Genomic DNA, 15,580 nt, shown 5'->3' with positions numbered 1-15,580 from the left:
AGTGAACGGGCCGGAACACGTCGAGCAGGCCTCGACGCTCCGGTCGTCCGCCCAGACCTCGCTGACGAAAACGCCCGACGCCGACCACGCCGGGCTTTCGTCACGATGTCGCGGCGAGCTGTTCGACCGGCCTGGTCGCCGAGCAGCCGAGCACCGCGCGAAGAGCGAGGCCGAAGATGCTCGAGGCAGTCAAGCGTTCCGTCGTCCGACTCCTGGTGGAGCTGTGGCTGGAGACGAGCCGGCACTCGTGGCGGAGACGCGTCCGGGCGAAGGACTCCCCGCACGTCCACGCCGCCGGCACCAATCCGGACCGGGTGCTGATCGCAGGCGACGGCGCCGCGACCGGGCGCGGAGTCGTGACCCACGACCTGGGGCTCTCCGGTCACCTCGCGCGGAGCCTGTCGGCGCGCACCGGCCGTGCGACCGACGTCGACATCATGGTCGCGCCCGACATGACGGCCGTCTCCTGCCTCGACGGGCTCGGGCGGCTGGACCTCGGACGCTTCGACATCGTGCTCCTCGCCCTCGGCGCGAACGAGGCGCTGGCCCTGGCAGGCCTCCGCGAATGGCGTCTCGCGCTCGACGAAGTCCTCGCCGACCTCGAGGCAAAGGCTCCGCGCGCGACCGAGATCTTCCTGCTGCCCATCCCACGGTTCGGGATCAACCCGCATTTCCCGCGGTTCCTCGCGCGGGTGATCGACCGGGAGGTGGACGAGATGAACGCCGTCACGCGCGGTGTCCTCGCACTCCGGCCCCGGGCCGATCTGATCCCGATGGCACTCGAGGAGGTCTACGAACCCCGAGGGCCGCACATCTACCAGGTCTGGGCCGAGGCGATCGCCGATCGGATCAGCAGCACCCTCGATCCCGGGCGACCGTCGGCCGGAGGGACGGACACGCGCGACGAGCTCGGCCGGCAGTCCTCGCTCGACCGTCTCGACCTGCAGCAGGACCGCGACCACGTCCTCGACCGCCTCACCGAGACCGCTCGGCAGGCGTTCGGCACCATGATCGCCGCCGTGACGCTCGTCCGCAGCGACGTGCAGATCATGAAGTCGACCAGTGGCATCGAGCCGATCGTCCTGCCCCGCAGCGAGGCGTTCTGCGACATGACGATCCGGAAGGCTTCGCACTTCGTGATCGAGGATGCACGGCTCGACTCCCGGTTCGCCGACTACTCGATGGTGCGCGACGAGCCGGCCGTCCGCTTCTACGCCGGCTATCCGATCGAGTCCCCCGACGGGCAGCGGGTCGGGGCCCTCTGCATCATGGATCCGGAGCCGCGCCAGTTCACACTCGAGGACGCCGCCGTGCTCCGCAGCCTGGCGCAGGGCGTGCAGGCGCATCTGTGGAACGGCTCGTTGGCCTGACGGCGGCCGTGCATCCCCCGGCTGTGGGGTAAAGGGGCGAGCGCTAGCGCCCGCCCCGCCCGCGCAGCACGGAGAACGCGACGACCGCGAGGATGCCGACGACGAACAGCGGGAGCCCGACCGGCCCGGCCAGCGCGGTGTCGGACGACCGGAGCAGTCCGCCGATCAGAGCGAGGACCAGTCCGCCGCCGAACAGGAACCAGAGCCAGACAGGGGTGCGCTTCGCGGGTGCAGGGGCCATGAGGCCGATCTTAGGTGCGCCCCGGTACGGTGATCGGATGAGTTCCGTACCCTCCACCGATCCCCTGTCCGTCGTCGTCGTCGGTGCCTCCCGGGGCATCGGCGCCGCCGTCGCCACCGAATACGCCCAGAAGGGCCACCACGTGATCGGGACCCACCGCGGTTCCGGCGTGCCCGAGGGCGTGACCGGCGCCGTCGCCGACGTCACCAGCCTCGAGCAGCTCGAGGCCGTCGTGAAGCAGGCCGTCGAGGCGAACGGACGCCTCGACGTCCTCGTCGTGTCGTCCGGCATCACGCGCGACAACCTGTTCCTCCGTATGAGCGAGGACGACATCCGCGCCGTCGTCGACACGAATCTGATCGGCCCGATGCTCGCTTCGAAGGCCGCCCTCAAGCCGATGCTGAAGCAGAAGTCCGGCTCGATCGTGCTGATCTCGTCGGTCAGCGCCGGCATCGGCGTCCCCGGCCAGACCAACTACGTCGCCTCCAAGGCGGGCCTCGGCGGGTTCGCCCGGTCGTTCGCCCGCGAGTGGGCGTCGCGCGGCATCCGCATGAACATCGTCGCTCCCGGTCCCGTCGCCACGGACATGTTCGACGAGACGCCCGACGAGGCCAAGGCCACGATGGTCGCCGGCGTGCCCATGGGCCGGGCCGGCGAGCCGCACGAGATCGCCGAGGTCGTCTACTGGGTGTCGCAGTCGACGTTCATGACGGGCGCGACCGTGCCGGTGGCCGGCGGGATCAACTAGCCCCGTGCATCCCACGGGCCGGGCGCCGCGTGCCTAGAGAACAGACTCCTCCTCGCCCCGGGTGACCGGCCGACCGCCCCCCGCGGTCGACCTCCCCGGGGCGAGGATCGCCCGGTCGGAAGCGGTTCCCCTTCGTTGAGCCGCCTCTTCGGCCGTGAGACGTGTCCACTTCGTCGTGTTCACGCCGCCACCCCTTCCGACATCCTGTTCACCGCGACCGTCAGATCGCCCGACCAGACGTCGCCGTGTCCGGGGAGGACGAGGCGGGCGTCGAGCCCGGCGAACCGCGCGAGCGACCGGAGGGCTCCGGGCTCGTCGTGGTGGAAAACCGTGTGCAGCATCTGCGGCCCCGTGCGCTTGGACGTCTCGTGCCCGGTGATCAGAGCGTCACCGCTGACGAGGATGCGCGCCTCGGCGAACCAGTAGGCCGCGTGTCCCCGGGTGTGCCCCGGCGTCGGGATCGCGATCGGCGCTCCCGGGAAGGGCAGCGGCTGCTCGGCGGGAACCGCGGCGGCCTGCGCGACCGTGACGTCGTCGAGTCCGTGTCCCTTGCGGACGGCCATGTGCATCCACCGGGCGAAGCGGGGCTTGATCAGGTGCGGCAGCGCCGTCTTGGGGCTGACCTGCTCGAGGAATTCGCGCTTGAGGTGACCCACCTCGGTGTCGAGGGCGAGGATGCGCGTGCCGAACTCCCGCCGGTACCTCTCCGCACTGCCGATGTGGTCGGCGTGCGCGTGAGTGACCAGGATCGAGCTCACGTCGCAGGTCTTGAAGCCGGCCGCCTCGACCGATGCGTCGAGCAGTTCGGCGTCGCCCGGGTAGCCGGTGTCGATCAACGTCGCCGTGTCGGAGCCGCCGATGATCACCCAGTTGGACGACATTCCGCGCACGAAGAAGAGGTCGTCGGCGACCTCGGTCATTCGGGTGCGGACATCGCCTCGCCGATCGGGCGAAGGGAGGTCGGACACGTGTGTTTCGGGCACGGCGTGATTCCAGGGTGATGGGAGAGCGTTCGGGGCGCTCTCATGACGACCACCACTCCTGCCGTCCGGCAGTCGGGTACGAGCCTCGCAGGGCTGAATCCTGCGCTCTGATAGTACGGGGAGGCGGGGGTAGACCGCCACCTCTAGTATCGAGGCAGCACGCGCATCACGAGGGGACCCATGCCCGACGATCGACCCGAAACCGATCCCGTCACACCAGCACCGACCGATGTCCGCACGGGCATCGGCGAGTGGATCCTCGTCGACCAGGACAGCCTGCTGCTGACGCTCGGCACGAACATCTACACCGGCACGAGCCTTCGCCGCGCGCTCTCGAGCCGCGTCGCCCGCGACCTCCTCATCCCCGCGCTGAAGCGCTCGATGCTCGACCGGGTCGACCGCGACGAGGTCGCCGTCGTCGACGGGGTCGAGTGGTCCGTCGTGGTCCACGTGATCACCTCTCCGCTGACCGACGAGGTCTTCGCGGCGCACGGCATCGTGCACCGGGCCGACGAGGAGCGGCCCGAGCGTCCGGTCGTCGGGTCGCTGGAGTGGAAGATCGTCGTCGGAGAGGGCCCCGGGTCGGGCATCCGCCTGTATTGGGATCGCGCGATGTTCGAGCTGTACGAGTTCGCGAAGACGGAGTACGACGACTCGGTGCGGTCGTTCGTCGCGCCCCTCTGGTACAACGACCTCGTCGCGCCGAAGGACCGAGCCCGGTTCCGCGTGATCGTCGACGAAGTCATCACGGCCGTCGCACCCGAGCTGCACTCGATCACGTACGACGTGGTGACGGGGCAGGGTACGGGCCGTCGCGGCACGAAGACCCTGCGCGTCGCCGGGCGGGCCGCCGGTCAGAAGGGCGACGAGGTGTTCTACCTGCGCGGCGTCGTGCACGAGGCCGAGGACGTCCAGGCCGACTACCACCCGGGCATCGCCACCGTGAAGTCGGACGACTTCCTGCGGGCCGTGCTCGAACTGAACACCGACAGCGCCATGTGCGCGGTTGACACCCGCACCTGGGACGTCTATCTCGTCACCGAGGGGTGGTCGCTGGCGGGGTTGCCGCCGCTGACCGACGGCTCCTTCCTCGACCTCTTCGCACCCGGTGATCGGGCCGAGGTGGAGGCGTACTTGCACGATGCCGCGACTCGCACGACCGTCGCCGTCGACCCGCTGCGCACGCGGGTGCGGCCTTCGGACGGCTCCGTTCGCGACGTCCTGCTCAGCGCGACCGGAGTGCAGAGCGGCTCCGAGACGGATCGCTACGTGTTCTTGCGGCTGACGTCGGTCTGACGCGCGGCCTCCTTCTCCTCCCCTCCGTTCCGCTGCTGCTGCTGCTGCCTCATCCTCTTTCGTCGCAAATGTCGAGCGATCTGCGTCGTTCCGCCGCCGGAGGCCCGCAACGGCGGCCCCGGCGGCCCGGATCGCTCGCGATTTGCGACATAGGACGCGTCGAGACGGGACGGACGGGCAGCTAGGGGCGGGAGGGGCGGAACGCCGCACCGGGGTGCGACGCCGGCAAGTGCGACTCGGTGCGACCGAGGATCCGCTGGCGCATGGTGCCTCCGCGGGGCGTGGGCGGGAGCATCCCCCGCTCTTTCAGCAACGGCATGACCTCGTCGATGAAGTCGCGATAGCTCTCGATGCCGCCGTAGGTGTATTCGATCAGGAAGCCGTCGATGTCGGTGTGGTCGACGATCTCCTGCAGCTGGTCGGCGACCGATGCGGCCGTGCCGGTGACGCGCATCCCGCCGATCGCCGTCGTGATCCGGTCGAGGATCTCGGCCACGGTCGGGCTCTCGTCGCCCTGCTGGAACATCGACAGCATCGTCTGGCCGACCTCGGTGGTGACCTCGGCGAGTGTCGCCTCGAGCGGGAACGACATCAGGTCGACGCCGCTCCACCCCATGAACAGCGCTGCTGCCGCCTCGCGCGAGGGGGTGGCGTCGAGCTCGGCCCTCAGGCGGGCGGCCTCGTCTTCCGTCGCGCCGACGATGATCGACACCGCGTCGATCACCTTGATGTCGTGCGGGTCGCGGCCGTTCGAGGCCGCGAGGGCCCGCAGCGAAGCGACGTTGGCGGCGGCGGCGTCGAGGTCGCGGTCCTGGATGAACACGCACTCGGCGAACCGCCCGGCGAACGCCTTGCCCGCAGGCGACGAACCCGCCTGCAGCAGCAGCGGCGTGCGCTGCACGCTGGGCACGGCCGGGAAGTACCCGTCGAGCTGGAAGTAGTCGCCGTCGTGCGTGATCCGATGCACCTTCGCCGGGTTGGCGAACGTGCGGGTGGCCTTGTCGTAGACCACCGCGTCGTCGTCCCAGCCGCCCTCCCACAGTTCGAGCGACAGCTCGACGAACTCGGTGGCCCGCTTGTAGCGCTCGTCGTGCGGGGTGAGCGTCTGCCCGAGCAGCTTCGTCAGCGCGACCTGGTTGTCGCTCGTCACGACGTTCCAGGCGATCCGGCCCTTCGTGAGGTGGTCGAGGGTCGTGAAGGTGCGGGCATTGAGATAGGGATGCTGAGCCGTCGTCGAAGCGGTGACCACGAAGCCGAGCCGTTCCACCGTCGCGGCCAACCCGCTCACGAGCGCCATCGGGTCGTGCACCGGCACCTGCACGGCCTCTCGGATCACGACCTCGGGCACGTCGCCGTCGTGGGTCATCGGGTAGCCGAGGGCCTCCGCCAGGAACAGGAAGTCGAAGCCCGCCGCATCGAGCTTCCGCGCCATCTCCTGCCAGTACTCGAGGCTGGCGAAGCCCGACGTGTCGCCGCGAGGGTGGTGCCAGGCGTTGCTGATGAAGTTCGGCGTGAACTCCTCGAACGCGCCGAGGACGATCTGCTTGGTCATGGGTCTCGTTCCGATGAATGTTGATAACCTCGAGTAATCACACTGACGATAACCTGTGGTTATCGAAACGGCAAGCGAGAGAGCGAGGGATGCGCGTGGATGACTCCCCGGGGCCGGCGATCGGCCGGTCGGTGCACGCGCTCCGCTCGGCGCGCGGGCTGTCGATGAGGGCGCTGGCCTCCTCGGCCGGGGTCTCGCAGCCGTTCCTGTCCAAGCTCGAGAACGGTCTCCTGCAGCCGAGCATCGCCACGCTGTACGCGCTGGCGACGGCACTCGACGTCGCGCCGGGCGAGCTGCTGCCGCCGGCTTTCGCCGCTGCTCCCGCGGGCGCGCGCGTCACGTCCGGGTCCCCGCTGCTCCTGCACTCGGGCGAGGAGGCCGGCACGCCCACCGCGCAGCTCCTCTCCGGCGGTCCGGGGTCGAAGCTCGAGGTCTACCTCTTCACGGCGGAGCCGGGGTCCTCCGACGCGGCGCCGTTCGAGCACGCGGGGGAGGAGTTCGTGCACGTGCTGACCGGCACCGTCGTGGCGCATCGGGACGGGCATCCCGCGCTCTCGCTCGCCGCCGGCGACTCGCTGACGCTCGACCCGGGCGTGCCGCACTGGTGGGGTGCGCCGGAGTCGAACGACGGGCCGGCGACGTTCCTCCTCGTCTCGACCCGCGCCTAACGGTCGGTGAGGGCCCGCTTCTTCACGGCCTGGACGTGGTGCCCGTCCTCCCCCCTTCCGCCCGCCCGCCCGCCGGCCACGTCGCAAATCGCGAGTGATCCGGGCTGCCGGGGCCGCCGTTCCGGGCCTCCGTCGGCGGACGGATGCAGATCGCTCGACATTTGCGACGAAAGGACGGAGGGAGGGACGAACGCAGGTCAGTAGGCAGCCGGGTTGCGGTCCGCGAGGTAGGGGGAGGCGGCGCGCGACGTAGCAAGGGCTCCCCGCGACAGCCGCGCGAACAGCAGTTCCTCGCCGCGACCCGCCGACGCGAGCACCGCCCCGGTCGGCCCGGCCACCAGCGACCGCCCGCCGTACGTCAGCGAGCCCTCCGCGCCGCAGTAGTTCGCGTACGCCACGAACACCTGGTTCTCGACGGCGCGCGCCGGCACGAGCAGGTCGGGCACCACGTCGTACTCGACCATGTTCGCCGTCGGCACGAGCACGAGGTCGGCTCCGTCGAGGGATGCCCGCCGGACCGTCTCGGGGAACTCCACGTCGTAGCAGACCAGCAGCGCGACCTTCCACCCTTCCCAGTCGAAGACGACGGACGGAGCACGAGACGCGGTGAACTGCGACCGGTCGAGCTCGCCGAACAGGTGCGTCTTCCGATAGGTCGAGACGACCCGACCGGAGCCGTCCACGAAGACCACGGCGTTGTAGACCTCGGCCCCCGACAGCTCCGGGAACCCGCACACGATCGCGACGCCCGACTCCCGGGCGATGGCGGCGACGGCCAGGATCGGCTCGGATGCGAGGTCGGACGACAGCTCCATGGCGAGCCCCTGCACGCCCGACGGCCCGATCGCGTAACCGGTCAAGAACATCTCGGGGCACACGAGCAGCGCGGCTCCGGCCGCCGAGGCGGACGCCGCGGCCGAGGCGAGCCGCCGGAGGTTCCGGGGAAGGTCGAGGGGACGGGATTCGCATTGCAGGAGGGCGACGAGCATCCCACGCTCGCCCTCGGGTTCTTCGGTCATGTCGTCGCTCTCTCAGTCGGGCAGCCGGATCGGCCCGAGCTCGTCGAACAGATCGCCCGGGCCCGGATTCGTGGCGGGGGAGGACCCGCCGAAGTGCGCCATGATGCCCCAGACCGAGTTCAGCGACGTCTGCACGGCGCCCTCGGCCCAGGCCGGCGTGAACGACACGTCGTCGCCCGCGATGAACAGCCCGCGCTCCTCGGGCGGCATCGCCTGCTGCACGAAGTGCGAGTACATCCGGTGGTTGTACCGGTAGTGCCCGGGCAGCGCCCCCTTGAACGCCCCGAGGAAGTGCACGTCGTCCTCCCACGACACCGTGATCGGGTCGCCCACGATGTGGCTGCGGATGTCGAGCCCGGGGTAGATGTGCGAGAGCGCTTCGAGCGCCAGCTCCATGCGCCGCTCGGCCGGGTGCGGCAGCATCTTCAGGGCGTCGCTCATCCACGAGTAGGTCAGGCAGATGACGGCGGGATCCTCGGGCCCCTCCTCGAAGAGGTACGTGCCCCGGGTCAGCCGATCCGTCAGCGTCATGCTCATCACGTGCCGGCCGGTCGCCGGGTCGACGTCGTTCCAGAACGGACGGTCGACCATCACGAACGTCTTCGACGACTGCATGTAGCGCGTCCGGTCGAGCGCCATCCACATCTTCTGCGAGAAGAGCTCCTCGTCGCAGGCGATCTGCGTCGTGAGCAGCCAGCTCTGGCAGGTGGCGAGCACGGCCGGGTACTCGCGGGTCTCGCCGGACTCGTCCGTCACGGCGATCCGATCGGTCGCGGTGCCCGCCGAATCCCGGACCCGGTGGATGCCCGTCACACTGCCCCGCGGAGAGCCCCCGTTGAGCGACTCCACGCTCGTCCCCTCCGGCCAGTGCGCCGCGTCGTCCACCCGGCGACTCCACAGCCCCCGCGGCACCTGGTCGGCCCCGCCCCGGATCAGGTGCTGGTCGCTGTCGCAGTTCGTGACGACCACCCGGAGGATCTCGAGCATCGAGTTGGCGAAGTCGGAGTCCCAGCCGCCGGTGCCGAAGCCGACCTGTCCGAAGACCTCGCGGTGCCGGAACGACAGGGCCTGGAACTCCTCGCTCGTGGCGACGAAGTCGTAGAAGCTGCGGTCGTCCCAGAGCGGCACGAGGGCGTCCCAGATCGCCTTGAGGGCACCGGTGTCGCGGCGGCGGATCGCGGCCTGCAGCCCCCCGAGGTGGAGGATCCGGTCGAGAGCGCCGTCCCAGGCGTCCGCCACCTCGCGGAACAGGTCCGGCAGGTCGTCGAGGGAGGTCGCGTAGAAGGTCTCGCCCTCGAGATCCACCACGGTGCTGCGGGAGGCGGGGGTCAGGGGGTTCGGAAAAGGGGCGGTGGCGAGGCCGAGCGTGCGGACGTAGTGGAAGAAGGTCGACGAGGAGATCGGGAAGCGCATCCCGCCCATCTCGGCCACCGGCCCGTCGGGGCCGCCGAAGTGCTCGGAGCGGAGGCGTCCACCGAGGCGCGCACCCTCGTAGACGACCGGCTTGAGGCCGAGCCGCAGCAGCTCGTGGGCGGCGACGAGGCCGGAGAGGCCGCCGCCGACGATCGCGACCTCGGCTCCGTGGTGCTCGGGCGGGATGCTGCCGACGCCTTCGGGAGCCGTCAGCCAGTCGTCGTAGGCGAAGGGGAAGTCGGGGCCGAACACGGTCACGGCATCGGGGGTGCGCGGTGTCATCCGCCCATGATCCCCTTCCTGTGTTTCCGACGAAGGCGTCTGGACGATCCGCGCTCGATGTGTTTGGCTGGGTCCAGCTGGAAAGCACCTAGTGCGGTCACCGGAGTGACCTCGATCGACGGCCCTGCCCGTGAAGCCGAAACCGTCGATCGAGCCGGCTGGGAGCCCCTGCAGCCTCTGAGCGCGGGGGCTCTCTTCTTCGGACAGCGCTACGGCCGATTTCGCCGGCCGGAATCGGAATCGGCGAGACGCTCTGAATCCGGCTAGACGTTCTAGGGGAATCGCCTACTCTGGGCCTATGTCCGACACGGTCACCTTCGACGCCTCCGGGTACTGGTACGCCGCCTCCAGCGAGCAGCGCGGCGTCGACGTGCTCAACGCCCTGCGCCGCTATCGGGCCGCCGAGTCCGAGATGCGCCGCCGGACCCGCACCTCGATGAAGATGGGCGAGACCGACCTCAAAGCGATCCGTTTCCTCCTCCAGTCGGAGCGTCACGCGAAGACGGTGACGCCGAAACAGCTGGCCAACCACCTCGGGATCACCACCGCGTCGACGTCGGTGCTGATCAACCGTCTCGTCGAGAGCGGGCACCTGCAGCGGCACAGCCACCCGACCGACGGTCGCGCCGTCCTCCTCACGGCGACGGAGGACAGCAACGAGGAGGTGCGGGCGACGCTCTCGGGGATGCATGCCCGGATGATCACGATCGCCGAATCCCTGCCGCCCGAAGGGGCCGCCTACGTCGCGCAGTTCCTCGAGGCGATGACCGAGGCCGTCGCCGACGTCGACGCCGACGAGTGACGGCACGTGGTGACGGGACGCCGGCGTCGCGCGGGCGGGCTGCGGAAAGGTCAATTAACGCACTGTGAGGTCGAATAGCTAGTTCGACTAGCTAACCGAGTGCACAATGAGGGAGTCACCCCGGTTCACGGCGGAGTGACATCACCCCATTGGTTCTCGGGCGGTTGCAGGCCGCCAGAAGCGAGTTCGAAGATGACCCTCCACAAGATCGAGCGCCGTGCCGACGCTCTCAGCCCCTTCTCCGAGATCCGCGAGATCGACCGCAACCGCACCCTCGCGGTCATCGCGGTCTCGACCGTCGCGGCCACCGGCTCTCTGATCGCCGCGTGCCTCGTCGCGCTGGGGGTGCTCGCATGAACCCCGTCGACGCCGTCGCCCCGGTCGATTACGAGCTCGCCGCCACGCAGCCGATCGACATCCGCGAGCTGCTCGATGCGGACGCGCTCTGATGCGCCCCGCGTCGGGAGTCGCGAACGCCGCCCTCGCAGGCCTCTCGCACGAGGCGCTCGTCAGCACGGTGCGCGACGTGGTCGACCACCGGCCGTTCTACGACCTGTCGCTGGCCGACAGCGACTGGGACGACGACTGGGACTGAGCCCCGTGTATCCCGCCGTCCGCCTTGCCGATTTTCGCTAGCGCAACTAGCTAGACGGCCGGGATTGAACCCCGGGCGAGATGGGCGGACACTCGGAAGCGTCACACCGGCCTCGACCGGGTCGCGATCCGATCGTCTTCACGGGCAGGGCGGATCGTGACCTCACCGGGTGGGGCGCTCGTCTCTTTCCTTCCTTCAGCCGGTCGGACTAGCTTCGACATCAGACGCGGATCCGTTCCCCGCGCACGAGAGGCGCACGCCATGTTCGAACCCGAAAACATCCGAGAGTGGCTCGGCCTCAACGTCGTCGACCAGGACGGCGACAAGGTCGGCACCCTCGAGAGCTACTACTTCGATACCGCCACCGAGAAGCCGGCCTTCGCCACCGTGCAGATGGGCCTCCTCGGCGGCAAGCGCCTCACTTTCGTGCCGCTGGAAGGTGTGCTCACTTCGCCGAAGTACTTGAAGGTCGCCTACGGCAAGAAGGTCATCAAAGACGCCCCGTCGATCGACACCGACGGCGAGCTCGAGGCGTCGAAGGAGCCCGAGATCTACCAGCACTACGGCCTGACCTATTCGGCCGGTACGTCGGGCGAACGGCGCCTCGGCCGCCGCTGAGGCCGGCCCCGGCCGTTCAGGCCGATGGAATAGCCTCGTGGTCGTCCCGGTTCGATTCGTGGACCTCGACGACCACGAAAGGCTTCCGCTCAATGGATCTGTTCTCCCCGCTCTCCCTCGGTGATCTGAACCTCGCCAACCGCATCACCATGGCTCCGCTGACCCGCATGAGGTCGAGTGAGACGGGAGTGCCCGGAGAACTCGTCGCCGAGTACTACGCGCAGCGCGCCTCGCTCGGCCTGATCGTGACCGAGGGCGTCTGGCCGATCCTCGAGGGCAAGGCCTTCGCCGGACAGCCCGGCATCGAGACCGAAGAGCAGGTCGAGGCCTGGCGGGTCGTCACCGACGCAGTCCATGCGCGCGGCGGCCTGATCGTGATGCAGCTGATGCACGGCGGTCGCGTCTCGCACACCGAGCTCACCGGCACCGATCGGATCGTCGCCCCGAGTGCACTCGCCATCGACGGCGAGGTGCACACCGGCAAGGGCAAGCTGCCGTTCCCGGTGCCGCACGCCCTCACCCCCGACGAGCTCGAGTCCACCAAGGAGGCGCTCGTCTTCGGCGCCCGCAACGCGATCCGAGCCGGCTTCGACGGCATCGAGGTCCACGGCGCCAACGGCTACCTCCTGCACGAGTTCCTCTCGCCCGCGTCGAACGTCCGCGACGACCAGTACGGCGGCAGCCCGGAGAACCGCGCTCGCTACGTCGTCGAGGTCGTCAAGGCGATCCGCGAGGCGATCGGCGCGGGCCGGACCGGCATCCGCCTCTCGCCGTCGCACAACATCCAGGGGGTCCTCGAAGAGGATGCCGCCGAGACGAAGGCCACCTACGACGCGCTGCTCGACGGCATCGGCGGGATCGGGCTCGCCTACCTCAGCATCCTCCACCACGACCCGGCGGGCGAGTTCGTGCAGCACATCCGCTCGCGGTTCGACGGCGGCTTCATCGTCAACTCCGGCTTCGGTCAGGTGACCACGCGCGACGAGGCGATCGCCCTCGTCGACGGTGCGCACGCCGACGCCGTGGCGGTCGGCCGCCTCGTGATCGCGAACCCCGACCTCGCCGAGCGCTGGAAGGCCGAGGCGGACGAGAACGCGCCCGACCCGTCGACCTTCTACTCCGACGGCGCCCACGGCTACACCGACTACCCGACCCTGTCGGTCGGAGCCGACGCATAGCCGTCGCCTCGCGATGACGCAGTTCCGGCCGCGGCGGGCGGTGGCCTCCCTCGGCGCCCTCGTCGCGGCCGCGGCCTTTGCACTCGGCGGAGTCTCGAGCACGACGCTCGGTGCCCACGGGGGCCCCGCCGCCCGGGCCGCCGCGCTCGCGACCGCGCAGATCAAGTCGGAGCCGGGCGGCGCATCCCCCACGATCGTGGCCCCGACGGTCGGCGTTCCCGGCATCGACGTCAGCGCCTACCAGCACGGGGTCGACTGGACGAAGGTGCGTGCCGCCGGCGCACGGTTCGCCTACATCAAGGCGACCGAGGGCGTGACGTACACCAACGCGCGCCTCGTCGAGCAGTACACCGGGGCGGCGCGCGCCGGCCTTGTCCGAGGCGCTTTCCACTTCGCGAAGCCGAACGTGTCCACCGGCCAGGCGCAGGCGGAGTTCTTCGTCGCGGCCATGGCCTCGCTCGGGGGAGCCCGCGTCGACGGGGCGACGACTCTCCCGGCCCTGCTCGACCTGGAGTACGACCCCTACACGGCCTCCGACGGCACCGACAAGTGCTGGGGGCTCACACCCGACCAGATGGTGACCTGGATCGCGTCCTTCTCCGACACGATCGTCGCCTTCACGGGCCGTCTACCCGTCCTCTACACGACGACGAACTGGTGGATGCGCTGCACGGCCGACAGCACCGCCTTCAGCTCCAATCCGCTCTACCTCGCCCGATACGTGACGGATGCCCGGAGCGGGCCGGGTGCGCTGCCCGCGGCCTGGAAGCACTACACGATCTGGCAGTACACGAACGTCGGGTCGCGGTACGCCCTGGTCACCGACGGTTCGCCGGGCGACACGGCCGCGTCGGACGAGGACGTGTTCCGGGGGTCGGTCGCCGAGCTGCGCGCGCTCGCCCGGTCGACGTTCCGGGCATCCATCGGCCTCACGCTGCCGATGGTGGGCGTCGAACCGCAGTAGGCGTCGAGCGACGGTAGGCGTCGAGCCGCAGTAGGCGTCGAGCGACGGTAGCCGGGGTGAGTCGGTGTCCGCGGCGCGGATCCTGGGCCGCAGGCGAGGGTCTGTGCCGGAACTCCCATAGCAGCGCCACCGGTCTGCTGCCGGAACCTGGCATGCGGCGAAAACTCTGGTCCGCGGCGCGGATCCTGGGCCGCAGGCGAGGGTCTGTGCCGCAACTCCCGTAGCAGCGCCACCGGTCTGGGGGCGACTAGGCTTGTGCGGCACGGGTAGACGCCGTGGGCGGGGGCTCTTCAACACCTTTGACGGCGGAGAATCCGTGCCGAACGACGAGCGCCCGAACCAGGAGCGCCAGCCAGAACCCCGCGAGCCCCGGGTCGCCCGCCCGCGGCAGGAGCGGGCCCAGGCCACTCAGGCCGCGATCATCCGGGCTGCCGCCTCGGTCTTCGCGGAACGCGGCTACGCCCGAACCACGCTCGACGTCGTGGCCGTCGAAGCCGGCGTCACGAAGGGCGCTCTCTACTTCCACTTCGCGTCGAAGCACGATCTCGCCAACGCCGTCATCTCCACCGAGGTGGGCGTGATCGAGGCGGGCATCGCCACCGTGGTCGCCGCCGGCGACACCGGTCTCCGCACGCTGGTCTCCCTCTCGTCGACGATCGCGCGCATGCTCAGCTCGGACGTCGTCGTCCAGGCCGGCGTGAAGTTGACCACCGAAGAACTGGTCGCGCACCTCGACATCGAGCAGGCGTACGCCTTCCTCGAAGGGGTCTACACCCGCCTGTTCGAGCAGGCGATCCTCGAGGGCGACGTCCGCGCGGGCCTCGAAGCCACGCGGCTCTCGCGGGCTTTCGTGTCGGTGTTCACGGGCGTGCAGGTCGTCTCCGCCGGACTCGACGGGCGAGCGTCGCTCGTCGACCGCCTCCGAGACGTCTACGCCATGCTCCTGCCGGGGATCCTTGCCGACGACCGCCGAGGCTCGGCCGGTTCGCTGCTCGAGCTCCTCGACGACTGACCGACCGCAGCTCGCCCCACCGGCAGTCGACCGAACAGCCTCGTTCGAGGGGTGGAAAAGTACCCGAGGGTATGGTTCCATCGAATGGTCGGCACGGAGGGGCCGAGTGCAACACCGGGGCAAGAGGCCGGGCGCGGAACCAGGGGCCCGCCCGGCCCTTCTTCTGCCAGAGGTCGGCACCCCTGCGACCTGCGGCCAGCGACTCAGCGGCCAGCGACTCGGCGCCCAGCGACTCAGCGCCGCGCGACGCGGGACGACAGGTCGAGCCGCACGGTGGGCCACTCGCTGCGGACGATCGAGAAGACGACCGTGTCGCGAAGGGTCCCGTCGCGCCAGACCATGTGGTTGCGCAGCACGCCGTCCTGTTTGGCGCCGAGGCCGGCGATCGCCGCGCGCGATTGACGATTGTGCCAATGCGTGCGGAACTCGACGGCCTGGCAGTCGAGCACGTCGAAGGCGCGTGTCAGCAGCAAGAGCTTGGCCTCGGTGTTCAGCCCGGTGCGCTGGCTCGCCCGGCCGATCCAGGTCGAGCCGATCTCGAGACGTCGGTGCTCCGGGACGAGGTTGAGGTAGGTGGTCATGCCGACCGCTTTGCCCGACGCCCGGTCGACCACTGCCCACGGGGCCACGAGCCCCGCCGCCTGCTTGTCGAGGCGGGTTTCGATCTCGGCTTCCATCTGATCCGGTGCCGGGATGCTCGTGTACCAGGTGGCCCAGAGGTCGTCGACGGCGACCGCCTCGGCCAGGTCGGGCGCGTGCTCCGGAGACAGAGGTGCGAGCTCGACTCGCGTTCCGGTCAGGGTGGGGTTCTCGGCCATGCTCATGCCCTCAAACTAGGG

17 protein-coding genes are annotated in these 15,580 nt (G+C 69.9%); 11 read left to right on the top strand and 6 right to left on the bottom strand.

Annotated elements, in window-relative coordinates; all coding sequences use genetic code 11:
* Positions 1-176 precede the first annotated feature (176 nt).
* Positions 177-1,370, top strand: a complete 1,194-nt coding sequence (locus tag ABEA39_RS09775) for a GAF domain-containing protein (RefSeq protein ID WP_345375664.1) — start codon at positions 177-179, stop codon at positions 1,368-1,370.
* A 43-nt stretch (positions 1,371-1,413) separates the two neighbouring features.
* Here ABEA39_RS09775 and ABEA39_RS09770 read toward each other — a convergent pair whose 3' ends face one another.
* A complete protein-coding gene (locus tag ABEA39_RS09770) occupies positions 1,414-1,611 on the bottom strand; it encodes a hypothetical protein (protein WP_345375663.1) in 198 nt (65 codons plus the stop codon).
* Between the two features lie 37 nt (positions 1,612-1,648).
* Here ABEA39_RS09770 and ABEA39_RS09765 point away from each other — a divergent pair, with 37 nt between their 5' ends.
* A complete protein-coding gene (locus ABEA39_RS09765) occupies positions 1,649-2,359 on the top strand; it encodes an SDR family oxidoreductase (RefSeq protein ID WP_345375662.1) in 711 nt (236 codons plus the stop codon).
* A 179-nt stretch (positions 2,360-2,538) separates the two neighbouring features.
* Here ABEA39_RS09765 and ABEA39_RS09760 read toward each other — a convergent pair whose 3' ends face one another.
* A complete protein-coding gene (locus ABEA39_RS09760; RefSeq protein ID WP_345375661.1) occupies positions 2,539-3,279 on the bottom strand; it encodes an MBL fold metallo-hydrolase in 741 nt (246 codons plus the stop codon).
* Between the two features lie 243 nt (positions 3,280-3,522).
* Between ABEA39_RS09760 and ABEA39_RS09755 the strand changes: the two genes are divergently transcribed.
* Positions 3,523-4,638: a hypothetical protein gene (locus ABEA39_RS09755; protein ID WP_345375660.1), complete on the top strand. Its 1,116-nt coding sequence runs from the start codon at positions 3,523-3,525 to the stop codon at positions 4,636-4,638.
* A gap of 181 nt (positions 4,639-4,819) precedes the next feature.
* On the opposite strand, the gene ABEA39_RS09750 is transcribed toward ABEA39_RS09755, so the two are convergent.
* Entirely contained in the window at positions 4,820-6,190 is a 1,371-nt protein-coding gene (locus ABEA39_RS09750) for an NtaA/DmoA family FMN-dependent monooxygenase (protein ID WP_345375659.1), read from the bottom strand.
* 95 nt (positions 6,191-6,285) lie between these two features.
* On the opposite strand from ABEA39_RS09750, the gene ABEA39_RS09745 reads away from it, so the two are divergent.
* Positions 6,286-6,858 carry a helix-turn-helix domain-containing protein gene (locus ABEA39_RS09745; protein ID WP_345375658.1) on the top strand — a complete coding sequence of 191 codons (573 nt, stop codon included), beginning with the start codon at positions 6,286-6,288 and terminating at the stop codon, positions 6,856-6,858.
* Positions 6,859-7,055: 197 nt separating this feature from the next.
* Here the strand turns inward: ABEA39_RS09745 and ABEA39_RS09740 are convergent, their stop codons facing one another.
* Complete coding sequence (locus tag ABEA39_RS09740) at positions 7,056-7,877, bottom strand: carbon-nitrogen hydrolase family protein (protein WP_345375657.1); 822 nt, start codon at positions 7,875-7,877, stop codon at positions 7,056-7,058.
* A gap of 12 nt (positions 7,878-7,889) precedes the next feature.
* On the bottom strand, positions 7,890-9,572 hold the full coding sequence (locus ABEA39_RS09735) for a flavin monoamine oxidase family protein (RefSeq protein WP_345375656.1): 1,683 nt from the start codon (positions 9,570-9,572) through the stop codon (positions 7,890-7,892).
* 298 nt (positions 9,573-9,870) lie between these two features.
* Here ABEA39_RS09735 and ABEA39_RS09730 point away from each other — a divergent pair, with 298 nt between their 5' ends.
* The 7 genes from ABEA39_RS09730 (at position 9,871) to ABEA39_RS09700 (ending at position 14,741) form a co-directional block, all read left to right on the top strand.
* Positions 9,871-10,374, top strand: coding sequence for a MarR family winged helix-turn-helix transcriptional regulator (locus ABEA39_RS09730; protein WP_345375655.1), 504 nt, complete (start codon positions 9,871-9,873; stop codon positions 10,372-10,374).
* Positions 10,375-10,566: 192 nt separating this feature from the next.
* On the top strand, positions 10,567-10,731 hold the full coding sequence (locus tag ABEA39_RS09725) for a hypothetical protein (RefSeq protein WP_345375654.1): 165 nt from the start codon (positions 10,567-10,569) through the stop codon (positions 10,729-10,731).
* 91 nt (positions 10,732-10,822) lie between these two features.
* The gene (locus ABEA39_RS09720; protein ID WP_345375653.1) at positions 10,823-10,969 is read left to right on the top strand and encodes a hypothetical protein; all 147 of its coding nucleotides are present in this window, start codon (positions 10,823-10,825) and stop codon (positions 10,967-10,969) included.
* A gap of 261 nt (positions 10,970-11,230) precedes the next feature.
* Entirely contained in the window at positions 11,231-11,587 is a 357-nt protein-coding gene (locus ABEA39_RS09715) for a PRC-barrel domain-containing protein (RefSeq protein ID WP_345375652.1), read from the top strand.
* Positions 11,588-11,679: 92 nt separating this feature from the next.
* On the top strand, positions 11,680-12,765 hold the full coding sequence (locus tag ABEA39_RS09710; protein ID WP_345375651.1) for an alkene reductase: 1,086 nt from the start codon (positions 11,680-11,682) through the stop codon (positions 12,763-12,765).
* Positions 12,766-12,778: 13 nt separating this feature from the next.
* Positions 12,779-13,729, top strand: a complete 951-nt coding sequence (locus ABEA39_RS09705) for a GH25 family lysozyme (protein WP_345375650.1) — start codon at positions 12,779-12,781, stop codon at positions 13,727-13,729.
* A gap of 316 nt (positions 13,730-14,045) precedes the next feature.
* On the top strand, positions 14,046-14,741 hold the full coding sequence (locus ABEA39_RS09700) for a ScbR family autoregulator-binding transcription factor (protein ID WP_345375649.1): 696 nt from the start codon (positions 14,046-14,048) through the stop codon (positions 14,739-14,741).
* A gap of 233 nt (positions 14,742-14,974) precedes the next feature.
* Here ABEA39_RS09700 and ABEA39_RS09695 read toward each other — a convergent pair whose 3' ends face one another.
* Positions 14,975-15,565: a GNAT family N-acetyltransferase gene (locus tag ABEA39_RS09695; protein WP_345375648.1), complete on the bottom strand. Its 591-nt coding sequence runs from the start codon at positions 15,563-15,565 to the stop codon at positions 14,975-14,977.
* Positions 15,566-15,580 lie beyond the last annotated feature (15 nt).

The organism is Frondihabitans cladoniiphilus (assembly GCF_039544345.1).
GTDB classification, from domain to species: Bacteria; Actinomycetota; Actinomycetes; order Actinomycetales; family Microbacteriaceae; genus Frondihabitans; species Frondihabitans cladoniiphilus.
The sequence above is the reverse complement of the archived record's forward strand: the minus strand, read 5'-3'. Positions and strand labels throughout refer to the sequence as shown.